Origin of the sequence: Haloplanus sp. GDY1 (assembly GCF_023703775.1) — an archaeon.
In the GTDB taxonomy this organism is placed as follows: Archaea; Halobacteriota; Halobacteria; order Halobacteriales; family Haloferacaceae; genus Haloplanus; species Haloplanus halophilus.
Genome location: NZ_CP098514.1, coordinates 2,606,235 through 2,619,044, shown reverse-complemented (window position 1 = coordinate 2,619,044; position 12,810 = coordinate 2,606,235). Strand labels below are relative to the sequence as shown.

Below are 12,810 nucleotides of genomic sequence, written 5' to 3'. Positions count from 1 at the left end.
TATCATGCCTGGGGGCGTGTACGTGGACAATGAGCGACGACGCCACGGTCACCCGTCTCTTCGGGGGCCCCGGTAGCGGGAAGACCACCGCCCTCCTCGACCGCGTCGACGACCTGCTGGAGGACGACGACGTGAGCGTCCGCGACGTCCTCGTCGTCTCGTACACGCGGGCCGCGGCCGCGGAGGTGCGGGAACGGCTCGCGGAACGCCTCGACACGTCGCCGCGGGCGCTCCAGGGCAACGTCTGTACGATGCACGCGAAGGCGTACGAACTGCTCGACCTCTCGCGTGGCGACGTGGTCGGCGAGTCCGACAAGCAGGAGTTCTGCGAGGAGTACGGCGTCGAGTACGAGGACGAGTACGGCGGCGCCGGCCGACGGACGGCCCGGTCGACGACGCTGGGCAACAAGATCATCGCGACGAGTCAGTGGCTCCAGCGCACCCAGCGCGACGTCGCCGACTGGTACGACGTCCCCTTCCAGTGGGACGTGGAGACGGTCCGCCTCCCGCCCGACGAGGACCCGAACGCCCAGGAGGGGAACAAGTACACGCCGACGTGGCCCGCCGACGACGAACGGATCGACGTGCCGGAGGTGATCCGTGCGTGGCGCTCCTACAAGGGGGAACACGACCTGGTCGGCTTCGCCGACATGCTCGAACGAGTGGCACAGCGGTCGCTGGTCCCCCACGTCGACTACCTCGTCATCGACGAGTTCCAGGACATCACCACCCTCCAGTACGAGGTGTACGAGGAGTGGAAACCCCACATGGAGGGAGTCCTCATCGCCGGCGACGACGACCAGGTCGTCTACGCGTGGCAGGGCGCCGACCCCAACATCCTGCTCGACGCGACGGTCCACGAGGACAACGTCCTCCCGAACTCCTATCGCCTCCCCTCGCGCATCCTCAACGTCGTCAACCGGGAGATCCGCCACATCGACAAGCGCCAGGAGAAGGACCTCAACCCGCGCAAGGAGGGCGGCGTCGTCGAGGGCATCCAGAGCCCCTCGATGTTCGAGGTGGTTCGGAACGTCCAGCACACCGTCGACACCACCGACGAGACGATCATGGTCCTCTTCCGTGCCCGGTATCAGATGTTCCAGTTCATCGACGACTTCCTCCCCAAGGGCGTCCCCTTCTCCGTGATGACGGACCAGCGGATGTGGACCGACCGCCTCACGCAGTACGTCCGCGCCGTCGAGAAACTCGACGACGACGACCCCATCACGGGACTGGAGGCGCGTCGCCTCGCGGACATGCTCCAGGACTCGGCGTTCGGGACGAACGACCGCGACGACCTCTACGACCACCTCGACGACGCGGAGGAGGCCGCCGACGCCGACGACGTGGCGGAACTCACGGTCGACCCGGACGTCGTGGCCGACCACGTGCCGTTCATGCCGGATCCGCCCGCCGCCGGCGACATGGTCCGCAAGGTGACGAGTTTCCAGCGGAAGGCGGTCGACGCCTACTTCGGCGGCGAGTACGCCGGCATGGACCCGAGTCGGGTCCGCGTCGGCACCATCCACTCCGCGAAGGGCCGCGAGGCCGACCACGTCTTCGTCTGTACCGACCTCACCGAGAAGGTGGTCGAACAGATGGCCGCGAGCGTCGACGACCCCACCGCCGTCGACGGCGTCGAGGAGTTCACCGCCCACACCAGCCCCGTTCCCCTGCTCACCGACAACGAGCGCCGCGTCTTCTACGTCGGCATGAGCCGTGCCCGGGAACGGCTCGTCCTCCTGGAGAACCTGATCGGCGGCGCCCCCACCCTCCCCATCAGCGTCCTCCTGCACAACGAACTCCGGGAGGAGGACGCCGAGGAGATGCTGGAGGAGGCACAGTCGACGCCGGCGCCCGAACCGGAGCCGTGAGGCCGTGAGCGACGCGGCCGACGTGCGGGGCGTCGAGCGTGCGCTCGCGGCCGGCGCCGCCGGCGTCCGCGCCGTCGCGGCCCGCCTCGACGCCGCGACGCCCGCCGAGGGGCGCCTCCGCGCCGACGGCGACGCCCTCACTCCCGGGCGACTGGAGTGCGTCGCCGACGCCGCCGTCGCCGACGCCGGCGGCGCGGATCCGGGGACGCGAGTCGAGACGCGCGACGGGACGCTCCGGCCGGGCGCCCCCGTCGTCGTCGCGCTCGAACCGACGGTCGAGGGCGTTCCCGGCCCGTGGTCGCGCACGTTCGTCGTCGACGGCGCTGGCGGGTGGGAGCGGCGCGCGGCCGTCGCCGTCGAGATGGCCCACGACGCCGTCGTCCGCGCCGCGGAACCCGGGGTTCCCGCCCGGCGGGTCGTCGACGAGGCGGTCGCGGAACTCGGCGCCTACGGCCTGGGGACGGCCGAGGTGCCCGTCGCGTGGTCGGTCGGGGAGGGGCCGGCGTTCCCGTCGGAGACGCCGCTGGCGGCGGGCGAGACGTTCGCGCTCGCGCCGGCGGCAGTCGACCCCGGCGGCGACCGCGGGCGGGTCCGGATCGGAACGTGTTACGTCGTCACCGAGTCGGGCGTCCGTGCGCTCGGCGACCTCCCCACGTCGCTGTCGCCGGGCGCGTACTGAGCCGCAGGGGTCACTCCTCCTCGTCGGGGTCTGTCACCGCGTCGCCGACGACGCGTTCGGCGACGGCGCCCGGCAGGTCGGACGGCGTGGTGAGCCGCCGCGGCAGGACGACCATCAGGACGGCGACGACGACGAGGCCGACGCCGAGGGCCGTCCGGCCGGCGAGGAGGCTCTCGACGCCGTAGACGCCGACCGGGATGGCGAAAATCAGGGTCGCCGCCAGCCCGACCGTCTCGAGGATCCCGAGTCGCATACCCGGCCGTTGACCCCGCCGCCTCAAAAGCCCGCCGTCAGTCGACCACCTCGGCCGGGAGTTCGTCCACGTCGTCGACGCTCAGCCCCGTCGTCACGAGCAGCCTGAGCCCCCGGCGGACGGACATATCAACCTCGTGAACGTCGGCGGCGGGGACGAGTGCGAGCGTCCCCGCGGTCGGGTTGGGGCTGTTGGGGAGGAAGACGGTGTGGAGGTCCTCGTTCGTCGCGCGGCGCGCGGCCCGTGGGGCCTCGTTGGTGACGAAGCCGACGGCGTAGACCCCCTCTCGGGGGAACTCGACGAGGACGACGGCGTCGTAGCCCGCCGACCGCTGTGCCAGCGACTCGCTCACCTGCCGGACGCCGAAGTAGACGGTCCGAACGAGGGGGACGAGGCGGACCGCCCGCTCGAACCCGCCGAACAGGCGCTCGCCGAGGCGGCGCGAGGCGAGGTAGCCGAGGAGGGTGATCGCCGCGGCGATGGAGAGGGCCGCGAGCAACTGGGCGACCACCTGAACGTTGCCGGTGTAGTTCGTCAGCCGCGTCGCCCGCACCAGCGGATCCAACAGCCCGGTCGTGCGGACGAAGACGAACTGGAGGACGAACACCGTCACCGCGAGGGGCGCCACCAGGAGGAGTCCGGTGACGAAACTGGCCCGGAGCCGGCCGCTGAGGCTCATGTGGGACGTGGCGAGCGGCGGAGGGATAAGCGTACCCCGCGGATCGCAACGGCTTACACCGGCGACCGCGAAGGGCCGGTATGTTCACCGGCATCGTCGAGGGGACGGGCGACGTGATCGACGTCGACGACGCCGACGGGGGACGCCGCCTCCGCGTCGGCCACGGGTTCGGCGACGACGCCCTCGCGGAGGGGCAGTCCATCAGCGTCTCCGGCGTCTGCCTCACGGTCGAGCGGTACGGCGACGGGTGGTTCGAGGCCTTCCTCGCGAGCGAGACGGTCGCGAAGACGTACCTCGGCGAGGTGGGCGTCGGCGACGCCGTCAACCTGGAGCGGGCGATGCCCGCCGACGGCCGGTTCGACGGCCACATCGTCCAGGGCCACGTCGACGGCGTGGCGACCGTCGCGGGGATCGACCGCGTCGGCGACGACTGGGCGTTCACCTTCGACCTGCCGCCGGACCTGGGACGGTACGTCGTCGAGAAGGGATCGGTCGCGCTCGACGGGATCAGCCTGACCGTCGCCGACCGGGCCGAGGACCTGATCTCGGTCGCCGTCATCCCGACGACGTACGACCTGACGACGCTCTCGGCGAAGGACCCCGGCGATCCGGTCCACGTCGAGGTCGACGTGGTGGCGAAGTACGTCGAGCGCCTGGTCGAGTGAGCGCACGCGCCGGGGGGCGGGCCGGTGACCGTCCCGGAACGGCCACACGGAACGGAAACACCGGCCTTACCCGCCGCGGGAACCGACGGGCGGCCACGACGGAGTCCACTCGTGAGCGCACAGTCCGACGAGCCCGAGGAGGGGTCGACCGAAGGGGGCCGAGCCCCCGACCACACGCCCATCTCGCAGGAGGAGACGCTCCGCGCACAGCTGGAGCTGGGCAAGGAGGAGCTGTCGCGGCCGACGCGGGGGCTGGCGCTGTCGGGGCTCTCCGCGGGCCTCGACATCGGCTTCGGGCCGCTGTTCATGACCGCCCTGATAACCGCCGGCGCGGGGGTCTGGACCGAGCCGACCCTGCGTATCGCGACCGGCGTTAGCTACGCCATCGGCTTCGTGTTCGTCGTCCTCAGCGGGACGGAGCTGTTCACCGAACACACGACGCTCGCGGTGTTGCCCGTGTTGAACGGGGAGGCGACGGTGTTCGACCTGCTACGGCTGTGGGGCGTGGTCTACGCGACGAACCTCGTCGGCGGCGCCGTCTTCGCGGCCGGGATGGTCCGCTTCGGACCGGCCTACGGGATCATCGACCCCACGGCGTTCGTTCGACTGGCCGGGCCGCTGGTCTCCCACTCCGTCCTCACGACGCTCGCCGCGGCGGTGCTCGCGGGGTGGCTGATGGCGCTGCTCTCGTGGATGGTCACGTCCGTCAAGGGGTCGAGCGCCCGGATCATCCTGGTCGTCGCCGTCACCGCCGTCATCGGGTTCGGCCACCTACCCCACTCCATCGCCGGCAACGTCGAGGTCCTTGCCGGCCTGCTCGTCTCGCCGGCCATCACGGCCGCCGACTACCTTCGGTTTCTGGCCGTCACGACCGTCGGGAACGTCCTCGGCGGGACGGTGTTCGTCTCGTTGCTGAAGTACGGCTACGTCATCGGCGGCCTCGATGGCTGAGACGGGGAGAGACGACGGTCCGGACGAGTGCCCGCGCTACGACTCGAACTCCGTCGGCTCGACGTCGAAGGCCGACTCCTCGGCGGTTTCGTCCTCGTGGACCTGGCGGTAGGTGTGGCTGTACCGCCGGATCTTCCGGAAGAGGATGAGCCCGAAGACGCCGTCGTAGATCAGGACCCAGACGAAAAACGAGGGGAGCTGTCCGAGCCCCGTGGCGAGGCCGACCAGCCCCGAGCCGATGCCGACCGTGGTGTTGTAGGTGGCGTGGATGAGCGCGGCGACGAGCAGCCCCTTGACGATGATCGGCCCGCGGTTCTCGCGGTTGAACTTCGCGAGGCCGAGGTAGTAGCCGGCGAAGGCGGAGTAGATGACGTGACCCGGCCCGGCGAGGGCGCGGATGGCGGTGATGTTGTTGCCGGCGCCGATGAGTCCGAGGCCGCTCGCCATCGTCGCCCCGTCGAGGTTCTGGGTGATGTAGAGGGCGTTCTCGATGGTGGCGAAGCCGAGGCCGGCGACGGCGCCGTAGACGGCGCCGTCGACGACGGCCTGGAACCGGTCGTCGCCGTAGGCGTAGAGCCGCACCGCGAGGAGCTTCACCGTCTCCTCGACGGGGCCGACGACGACGAAGAAAAAGAGCGCGTTGCCGAGGAAGCCGAGGCCGGCGAAGACGCCCTGCGTGTAGGTGTTGAGCACCGCCGCGAAGTTGGCGGTCAGGACGCCGAGGAGGAACGTGGCGACCAGCAGGGAGAGCGGTTCGCCGTCCGTCGCGTCCGAGCGGCGGACGTAGACGGCCAGCCCGAGCGCCGGGAGCGCCGACAGGGCCGTCAACACGCCGATCTGTGGGTCGGTCAGCGCGCTCAGGCCACCGATACCGACCAGGATGAGCAGCGCGACGCCGACGACGAAGATGCGGGTCGACGCCACGAGGACGCGATAGATGCCCGACGCGACCCCGTCGAGGAGTCCCCGCCGTTCCCAGGTGGCGATGTCGTAGAGGTCGACGTCGTCGCCGGCGCGCTCCTCGACCGGGTCCCGTCTGCGCGACATGGGACACGCCTCGGCGTCCAGCGGTTAATTTCTTGGCCTCCCGGCACTCGGGAGGCCGACGACCGCCGAGTATTTGTCCCGCCGCGCCGGAACGGGCCACATGTACGATTTCGTCGTGGTCGGCGTCGGCCCCGCCGGGGCACGGCTCGCCCGCCGGACGGCGGCAGCCGGGTACGACGTGCTGGCCCTGGAGAAGGGCACGGTCGGCACGCCGCTGGCCTGTTCGGGCCACGTCAGCACCGACGTCTGGGAGTACGTCCCCGACGGCGCGAGGGCGGACCTCCTCCAGAACCGGGTCTACGGCGCGAACTTCCGCCTCGGCGGGCCGGACTCGCGGTCCTACCCCTTCTACAAGTCCGAGGAAGTGTCGAACGTCATCGACCGCGTGGCGCTGGATCGGACGCTCGCGGACGCCGCGCGGGAGGCCGGGGCGGACGTGCGCGAGGGACACACGGTGACCGGGGTGGAGGTGGGCGAGGACCGCGCGACGGTGACCGCCCGAACCGACGGCGAGACGGTCAGCTTCGAGACGCGACTGGTCGCGGGGTGTGACGGCCCCGTCTCGCGGGTGCGCCGCGAGGCCGGGCTGCCGGAGCCGGGCGAGACGCTCCACGGCGTCCTCGCCTTCGATCCGACGCCGGATCACGGCGACTACGTCGACGTCCACCTGACGGTGCCGCGCTTTTTCGCGTGGCGCATCCCCCGCGGCGAGGCGGGCGTCGAGTACGGCCTCGCGGCACCGCCGGGCGCCGACGTGACCGAGCGGTTCGAGGCGCTGACCGACGCCTACGGCGTCGAGACGGCCCGCCGCTGTTCGGGTGGCATCCCCATCGGCCCGCCGGATCGGGTCACGGGCGAGCGCGTCCTCCTCGTCGGCGACGCCGCCGCCCAGACCAAGCCCTTCACCGGCGGCGGCATCCTCTACGGCATGACGGCCGCCGACTGCGCGGCCGAGACGGTGGAGCCGACCGACCCCTCGACGCTCGCGGACTACGAGGCGGCGTGGCGCTCGGAACTGCGGCGGGAGATCCGCCTCGGCGGCCTGATCCGGCGGGCGTACTCGCTGCCGACCCCGGTCCAGCGGCTCGGCCTGCGGGCGCTCGACGGCGAGATCGGCGTCCACATGGACCGCCCCACCTCCTTCTTCTCGGCGAGTCACCTGCGGGCGCTCGCGACGAACCTGCTGCCCGGGGGCGACCGGGAGCGCGGTCAGTCGTAGCGGGGGAGTCGCGCCGAGCGGCCGCTCCCCTCGACGAAGGGGAGGTCGGTGACGGTCGCCGCGACGTCGGTGCCGTCGACCCGGACCGCGAGGTCCGGCGCGTCGTCGGCGACCCCGTACTCGACGTACGCGAGCGCGACCGGCCGGTCGCACGACGGCGTCTCGGCGGCACGGGTGACCTCGCCGACGGCGGCGTCGCCGTCGAACACCGCCGCCCCCGACTCGGGGACGGCATCGAGCGTCAGGCCGACGAGTCGCTCGCTCGGCCGCCCCTGGTTCTCGACGCGGGAGACCACCTCCTGGCCGACGTAACAGCCCTTCTCGAAGTCGAGCGCGTTGCGCACGCCGGCGACGTTCGGAATTCGGCCGACGAGTTCCGTCTCGAAGAGCGGCGTCCCGGCCTCCAGCGTCAGGGTGTCCCAGGTGTGATAGCCGACGGGGGTGGTGGGCGACCCGCGGGTGAGCAGGGAGTCGAGGACGTCCTCGGCGGCGTCGGCGGTACAGACCACCTCGTACCCGGTTTCGCCCGTCGGGTCGTCCGCGGAGACGACGGTGACGCCGGCGTCGGCGATGGATCCGCGGACGAACGTGAGGGGGGCCTCGGTTTCGGGGACGCTCGCGCCGGCCAGGAGCGTCGCCAGCGTCTCGGTGGCTGAGGGGCCGTGGACGCCGAAGACGGCGAACGCCGAACTGGCGTCGCGGATCGACACGTCCTGGATGAACACCTTGTCGCTCCACTCGTCGGCGAGGGGGTCGGCCCGCTCCGGCGGGGTGAAACAGAGCAGGCGTTCCCCGGCGTTGTAGACGTAGCAGTCGGTCTCGATGCCGCCCTGCGGGTCCAGTAGGAGGGCGTAACAGCCCTCGCCGTCGGCGTCGGGGACGCGATTGGAGACGGCGTTGTCGACGTAGTCGACGGCGTCGGGGCCCTCGACGACGACGACGCCGTAGCCCATCTCGATGACGCCGACGCCGTTGCGGACCGCGAGGTGGGTCCGGTCGGGCCGGCCGTAGTGGGCGACGACGTCGCGCCCGCCCCGCGTCTCGAACTCGGCGCCGTAGTCGGCGTGGAGACCCCGTGTCATCGGGGAGTCGTAGGCGGGGCGGAGGAAAAAGCGCCGCGGTCAGAGACCGAGGCGGTCCCGGACGGCGTCCAGCAGGCTCCCCTCCTCTTCGGGGGCCTCGCCCGGGTCGGGGACGACCCGGTCGTCCGGGAGCACCACGGTCCGGCCGTCGCTCGACTCGACGGAGATGAGCGAGTCCTCGTTCAGTTCCGCCAGGGCGGCTTCGAGCGTGTCGATGTCCTCCTCGACGGCCGCACGGAGTTCGAAGACGGTCATGCCCTCACCCCCGCGGTCGACCAGCGCGTCGAGGATGGCCACCTCCACGTCCTCGCGGTCCCGGAACTCCCGTTTGGCCTTCATGCGCGGGACGTACGAACGCGGACGGTTTACCAGTACCGCCCCCGCCGAACGGCGTCGAGACCGTCGGACGGGCGTCTGACGGAGGCTTTTGGTGGTGCCACCGCTACCCCCACGCAATGGGACTCAGGTGCCTACTGGGACACGAATACGCGAACCGCGAGGTGGAGCGGGAGCGGGAGGAGCGCGGCGACGAGGTGGTCGTGACGTACCGCACCGTCGAGACCTGTGACCGCTGTGGCGAGCGGCGGATCGTCAGCGAGAACAAGGAGGTGCGGCCCGTGCGGAACCCGGCCGACGAGTCGGTGACGACTGGGCTGGGCGACGACGGGAGCGTGACGCCGGACCTCGGGGGCGACGCCGACGCGGAGGCGGCCGCCGCCCCCGACCCGACGCCCGACGCCGGCGCCGAGGGCGGGGTCGACGTCGAGTCGGCCGCCGAGGCCGAACCGGACGCCGTCGACGACGGCGACGAGGACGTGGACGTGGACACCCCGACCCCCGACGAGGACGTGGACGACGCCATCATCCTCGACGACGACGACGACGGGTCGGACGCCGACCGGGGACGCGGCGAGTGGCCGGACGCCGAGGGCGACGACGACGCCGGCGACGCCGACGGCGAGGGCGAGGGGCCGGAGAGCGTTCCGGACGCCGCCGACGACGGGACGACCGTCGTCAGCGGCGGCGAGGAGTGGCCCGACCCCGAGGGCGACGACGAGGGGTTCGACGCGGCGCCGAGCGACGGGGAGACGGCCGACGTCTCCTTCGGCGGGGGGCTGACCCCCGAGGAGGCCGCCGGCGGCGACGCCACGAACGGGTCGACGGCCGCGGCCGACGGGACGGCGACCGGCAAGCAGTTCGTCGCCGCCGAGGAGGTCGAACCCGTCGTCGACGACCGAACGGAGGGGGAGACGGAGTTCTTCTGCCCGAACTGCGGGCACGCCCGGTCCGCGAGCGGGTCGTCGATGCGTGCCGGTGACATCTGTCCCGACTGTCACAAGGGGTACATCGCGGAGCGCGAGGGGTCGTAACCGCCGCGGGGGGGCGTCGGCGTCGCGGTCCGGCGCGGACCCCCGCACGAGCCGAGCGCGGGAGGACGAAACTGGTAAACCGACGCCTTTCGAACGAGGGGCCATGAAGGAGTACAAGATGCGTCGCGGGGAAACCCTCGATGAGAACGCACCGGATCTCAAGGGGACCATCGAGGAGTACTTCGGGTCGGTGACGGGGACCGAGGAGTACGAGGGGAACGACCTCTACGTCGTCGGCGACCCCGACAACCCCGTGTTCGAGCGCATCGTCGCCGGGGCGGCGACATACAGCGGCAAGAAGGACAAACTCGCGGTCCACTTCGAGGAGAAACCGGCCGCGCAGGTGATCGAGGAGGGCCACGCCGACGCCGCCGAGGACGCGGTCAGCGCCAAGAACGACTTTCTGCTCGAAGTGACGGGGCGCGACGCCAAGTCCCGTCGCGACTCGATGAAACGCTCCGTCGAGGACGACCCCGACGACGTGCCCAACGCCTGAGGACGCCCGGTCCTCGATCGACTACAGCGCCTCCGGGATCCAGCCGCCGTCTACCTCCACGTTCTCGCCGCTCACGTATCCGCTGTCCGAATCGAGGAAGAAGAAGAGCACCTGCCGCAGGTCCGAAAAGGAGGCCCACCGGCCCCGCGGCGCCTCGTCGGGGAACTCGTCGGAGTTCTCGACGACGTACGGCGAGATGCAGTTGACCGTGATGCCGTCCTCGGTGGTGTCGTTGGCGAGCATCCGCGTGAACATGACGACCCCCGTCTTCGCGACGAGGTAGGGGAAGTTCTTGGGGTAGACCAGCGCGCGTTCGGTCCCCGCGTAGCCGACGTTGACGATGCGGCCGAACCCGGCGTCGCGCATCGCGGGCAGCGCCCGCTTCGAGCAGAGGTACGTGCCGTTGAAGTTCGTATCCAGCACCCGGTTCCAGGTCTCGAAGTCGATCTCCTCCCAGTGTCGGGGCGCGAAGTCCCCGACGTTGTTGACGAGGAGGTCGACGGTCCCGAGGTCCGCCTCCACGGCGTCGAACATCGCGTCCACGTCGTCGGGGTCGGTCACGTCGCCCTGCACGGTCGTCGCGGCGCCGCTGGCCTCGCGGGCCACCGCGGCCGTCGCCCGCGCCGCCTCGTCGCTGGAGTGGTAGTGAACCGCGACGGCCGCCCCCGCCTCGGCCATCGAGAGGGCGAGTTCGCGGCCGATCCCCTTCGCGCTCCCCGTCACCAGTGCGACCCGGTCTGAGAGGTCGGTCGTGAGCATACCCGAGGATCGAGTGGGAGCCACGTAGGGATGCTGGTCGGGAGCCGTGTGCCGGCGTCGGGGGCGCGGCCACGGCTCCGGGCAGTGGCGGTCGGTCACCGCGGGAACGGCGGCTTCGATTGGCATCGTGACACATTTGGCGGTCCCCGTCCATGTGACCGATGGATGGACGTCCTGATCACCCACCGGAATCAGGAGCAGACGATCAGACGATCGCTCGACAGCCTGCTCGGCCAGCTCGGCCCGAGCGATCGGCTCGTCATCGTCGATTCGAACTCCACGGACGGATCGTTCGACGTGATCGAGAAGTACTACGTCAGCGAGTCGGTGGTCATGGACTTCGAATCCGGGCTGTCGCGGGGCGAGGGGAGACAGAGCGCGTTCGAACTCGGGAGCGACGAGATCGTCGCGGCCCACATCGACCTGGACGTGACCTACAGCCCCTGTCTGTCGACGGTGGCCGAGCGCTATCGCGACCTCCGTGCGGAACGCGAACCCGGACTGCTGCTGTTTCACGGTGGGATGATCGCGGACCGAAGCGTCGTCGACGCGGCCGGGGGGTGGCGCGACCTCCAGGTACACGAGGACAAGGATCTCTGGGTCCGCATCGCCGAGCAGTTTCCGGTGTACTACCTCCCGGTGTCGATCGTCGAGGAACACGACAACTACGAGTGGCAGTCGGTCCGCTATCGGCTCCGGCGACTGTACAGCAACTACCGGGACGCGCTGCGACTGGGGATCCCCCGAGCCCGGTTGGAGCGGTCGATCCGCAACCACCTGCCGCTGACCGAGCGGTGGCGGGACCGGCGACTCCTCTCGCTCGCGGCCCGGAACGCCCGGGACGGCGCGTTCGACACCCTCGAACGGTACAGCTTCGACCCGGAGGCCCACCTGCTGCGCGAACTCCCGTTCGGGAGTCTCGTCGAGTCCGGTGCGCTGCCGCTGTCGCGTCTCGACGTCCCGCCGGAACTGGCCGAGTACCGCTCGACGTCCGCCTACCCCGGCATGACAAGTTACGCGAGCGACGGGGGCGGCGGCTCGGCGGGGGGTCACTCGCGCTGATACGCCCGATACGCCCGGAGACTCGTCCGCACGTCGCCGTGTCGGACCGTCTTCAGCAGGAAGCCCAGACAGACGACCGCCATGAGGAGATAGGCGACGGTCAGGACGATCTTGAACGGGCCGGTGAGTGCCACGGGCCACTGGACGTCGAGCAACTCGGAGCCGAACCAGAGGAACAGCGCGGCGACGACGAGCACGACGACGAAGCCGCCGAGGACCCCGTACTGTGAGTAGTAGTGGAGGTCGTAGATGTCGAACGACTCGCGCTTGCTGCGGTAACTCAGCCAGCCCTCCCAACCCAGTCCGTCCCCGTCCAGGATCTCCTCACGAGCCCGGTCCTCCAGGCCGGAGATGTAATCCCCGGCACGCATCATCCGGGTCTGTTCGATGCTCCACAGCATGAAGAAAAAGAAGGCGAGAAACGGGAGTGCGATCACGATGGCGAACTCCCGGTTCCCGATGCCGAGGCCGATCAGAAGCGAGAGGGTGGCACCACCGTATCCGAGGACGCGGACCTGATTCCGGATGGACTGTTCGATTTCGGAGCGAAGGTGCTCGTACTCCAGACGGAGCGCGTCCCATCGCAGGTCCGCCGAGGGATCGCGAGTCGCTCCCGCGTCGGCGTCGGGTCCGTCTTCCGTGGACATGGGCGCTCTAACGGCCGACGGCCGTGA

15 protein-coding genes are annotated in these 12,810 nt (G+C 70.7%); 8 read left to right on the top strand and 7 right to left on the bottom strand.

Features of this window, described 5'->3' with window-relative positions; genetic code table 11:
* The first annotated feature begins 29 nt into the window (after positions 1–29).
* Both NBT67_RS14005 and NBT67_RS14000 read left to right on the top strand, forming a co-directional pair.
* Positions 30–1,874 (top strand): UvrD-helicase domain-containing protein, encoded by a 1,845-nt coding sequence (locus NBT67_RS14005; RefSeq protein WP_251342381.1) that lies wholly within the window; start codon positions 30–32, stop codon positions 1,872–1,874.
* 4 nt (positions 1,875–1,878) lie between these two features.
* Positions 1,879–2,553 carry a M24 family metallopeptidase gene (locus NBT67_RS14000; RefSeq protein ID WP_251342380.1) on the top strand — a complete coding sequence of 225 codons (675 nt, stop codon included), beginning with the start codon at positions 1,879–1,881 and terminating at the stop codon, positions 2,551–2,553.
* Positions 2,554–2,563: 10 nt separating this feature from the next.
* Here NBT67_RS14000 and NBT67_RS13995 read toward each other — a convergent pair whose 3' ends face one another.
* Positions 2,564–2,806, bottom strand: coding sequence for a DUF7533 family protein (locus NBT67_RS13995; protein ID WP_251342379.1), 243 nt, complete (start codon positions 2,804–2,806; stop codon positions 2,564–2,566).
* A gap of 37 nt (positions 2,807–2,843) precedes the next feature.
* Positions 2,844–3,485 carry a DUF502 domain-containing protein gene (locus NBT67_RS13990; RefSeq protein ID WP_251342378.1) on the bottom strand — a complete coding sequence of 214 codons (642 nt, stop codon included), beginning with the start codon at positions 3,483–3,485 and terminating at the stop codon, positions 2,844–2,846.
* A gap of 80 nt (positions 3,486–3,565) precedes the next feature.
* Between NBT67_RS13990 and NBT67_RS13985 the strand changes: the two genes are divergently transcribed.
* The gene (locus tag NBT67_RS13985; RefSeq protein ID WP_251342377.1) at positions 3,566–4,150 is read left to right on the top strand and encodes a riboflavin synthase; all 585 of its coding nucleotides are present in this window, start codon (positions 3,566–3,568) and stop codon (positions 4,148–4,150) included.
* Between the two features lie 111 nt (positions 4,151–4,261).
* A complete protein-coding gene (locus NBT67_RS13980; RefSeq protein ID WP_251342376.1) occupies positions 4,262–5,101 on the top strand; it encodes a formate/nitrite transporter family protein in 840 nt (279 codons plus the stop codon).
* Between the two features lie 36 nt (positions 5,102–5,137).
* On the opposite strand, the gene NBT67_RS13975 is transcribed toward NBT67_RS13980, so the two are convergent.
* The gene (locus NBT67_RS13975) at positions 5,138–6,148 is read right to left on the bottom strand and encodes a PrsW family intramembrane metalloprotease (RefSeq protein WP_251342375.1); all 1,011 of its coding nucleotides are present in this window, start codon (positions 6,146–6,148) and stop codon (positions 5,138–5,140) included.
* A 100-nt stretch (positions 6,149–6,248) separates the two neighbouring features.
* On the opposite strand from NBT67_RS13975, the gene NBT67_RS13970 reads away from it, so the two are divergent.
* The gene (locus tag NBT67_RS13970) at positions 6,249–7,367 is read left to right on the top strand and encodes a geranylgeranyl reductase family protein (protein ID WP_251342374.1); all 1,119 of its coding nucleotides are present in this window, start codon (positions 6,249–6,251) and stop codon (positions 7,365–7,367) included.
* On the opposite strand, the gene ygfZ is transcribed toward NBT67_RS13970, so the two are convergent.
* On the bottom strand, positions 7,358–8,449 hold the full coding sequence (ygfZ, locus tag NBT67_RS13965) for a CAF17-like 4Fe-4S cluster assembly/insertion protein YgfZ (RefSeq protein WP_251342373.1): 1,092 nt from the start codon (positions 8,447–8,449) through the stop codon (positions 7,358–7,360). The genes NBT67_RS13970 and ygfZ overlap by 10 nt on opposite strands.
* Before the next feature lie 39 nt (positions 8,450–8,488).
* On the bottom strand, positions 8,489–8,788 hold the full coding sequence (locus NBT67_RS13960) for a DUF6432 family protein (protein WP_251342372.1): 300 nt from the start codon (positions 8,786–8,788) through the stop codon (positions 8,489–8,491).
* Between the two features lie 116 nt (positions 8,789–8,904).
* Between NBT67_RS13960 and NBT67_RS13955 the strand changes: the two genes are divergently transcribed.
* Both NBT67_RS13955 and NBT67_RS13950 read left to right on the top strand, forming a co-directional pair.
* Entirely contained in the window at positions 8,905–9,819 is a 915-nt protein-coding gene (locus NBT67_RS13955; RefSeq protein WP_251342371.1) for a DUF7093 family protein, read from the top strand.
* Between the two features lie 103 nt (positions 9,820–9,922).
* On the top strand, positions 9,923–10,315 hold the full coding sequence (locus NBT67_RS13950) for a DUF5611 family protein (protein ID WP_251342370.1): 393 nt from the start codon (positions 9,923–9,925) through the stop codon (positions 10,313–10,315).
* Positions 10,316–10,336: 21 nt separating this feature from the next.
* Here the strand turns inward: NBT67_RS13950 and NBT67_RS13945 are convergent, their stop codons facing one another.
* Positions 10,337–11,074, bottom strand: coding sequence for an SDR family NAD(P)-dependent oxidoreductase (locus NBT67_RS13945; RefSeq protein ID WP_251342369.1), 738 nt, complete (start codon positions 11,072–11,074; stop codon positions 10,337–10,339).
* 165 nt (positions 11,075–11,239) lie between these two features.
* On the opposite strand from NBT67_RS13945, the gene NBT67_RS13940 reads away from it, so the two are divergent.
* Positions 11,240–12,136, top strand: coding sequence for a glycosyltransferase family A protein (locus NBT67_RS13940; RefSeq protein WP_251342368.1), 897 nt, complete (start codon positions 11,240–11,242; stop codon positions 12,134–12,136).
* On the opposite strand, the gene NBT67_RS13935 is transcribed toward NBT67_RS13940, so the two are convergent.
* Complete coding sequence (locus NBT67_RS13935; protein WP_251342367.1) at positions 12,124–12,783, bottom strand: hypothetical protein; 660 nt, start codon at positions 12,781–12,783, stop codon at positions 12,124–12,126. The genes NBT67_RS13940 and NBT67_RS13935 overlap by 13 nt on opposite strands.
* Between the last annotated feature and the right edge of the window lie 27 nt (positions 12,784–12,810).

Excerpts from the sequence above, each read along its gene's own strand:
- NBT67_RS14005 (WP_251342381.1), top strand. The coding sequence starts at position 30 with ATGAGCGACGACGCCACGGTCACCCGTCTCTTCGGGGGCCCCGGTAGC.
- NBT67_RS13995 (WP_251342379.1), bottom strand. The coding sequence starts at position 2,806 with ATGCGACTCGGGATCCTCGAGACGGTCGGGCTGGCGGCGACCCTGATT.
- NBT67_RS13990 (WP_251342378.1), bottom strand. The coding sequence starts at position 3,485 with ATGAGCCTCAGCGGCCGGCTCCGGGCCAGTTTCGTCACCGGACTCCTC.
- NBT67_RS13985 (WP_251342377.1), top strand. The coding sequence starts at position 3,566 with ATGTTCACCGGCATCGTCGAGGGGACGGGCGACGTGATCGACGTCGAC.
- NBT67_RS13975 (WP_251342375.1), bottom strand. The coding sequence starts at position 6,148 with ATGTCGCGCAGACGGGACCCGGTCGAGGAGCGCGCCGGCGACGACGTC.
- NBT67_RS13970 (WP_251342374.1), top strand. The coding sequence starts at position 6,249 with ATGTACGATTTCGTCGTGGTCGGCGTCGGCCCCGCCGGGGCACGGCTC.
- ygfZ (WP_251342373.1), bottom strand. The coding sequence starts at position 8,449 with ATGACACGGGGTCTCCACGCCGACTACGGCGCCGAGTTCGAGACGCGG.
- NBT67_RS13960 (WP_251342372.1), bottom strand. The coding sequence starts at position 8,788 with ATGAAGGCCAAACGGGAGTTCCGGGACCGCGAGGACGTGGAGGTGGCC.
- NBT67_RS13955 (WP_251342371.1), top strand. The coding sequence starts at position 8,905 with ATGGGACTCAGGTGCCTACTGGGACACGAATACGCGAACCGCGAGGTG.
- NBT67_RS13950 (WP_251342370.1), top strand. The coding sequence starts at position 9,923 with ATGAAGGAGTACAAGATGCGTCGCGGGGAAACCCTCGATGAGAACGCA.
- NBT67_RS13945 (WP_251342369.1), bottom strand. The coding sequence starts at position 11,074 with ATGCTCACGACCGACCTCTCAGACCGGGTCGCACTGGTGACGGGGAGC.
- NBT67_RS13940 (WP_251342368.1), top strand. The coding sequence starts at position 11,240 with ATGGACGTCCTGATCACCCACCGGAATCAGGAGCAGACGATCAGACGA.
- NBT67_RS13935 (WP_251342367.1), bottom strand. The coding sequence starts at position 12,783 with ATGTCCACGGAAGACGGACCCGACGCCGACGCGGGAGCGACTCGCGAT.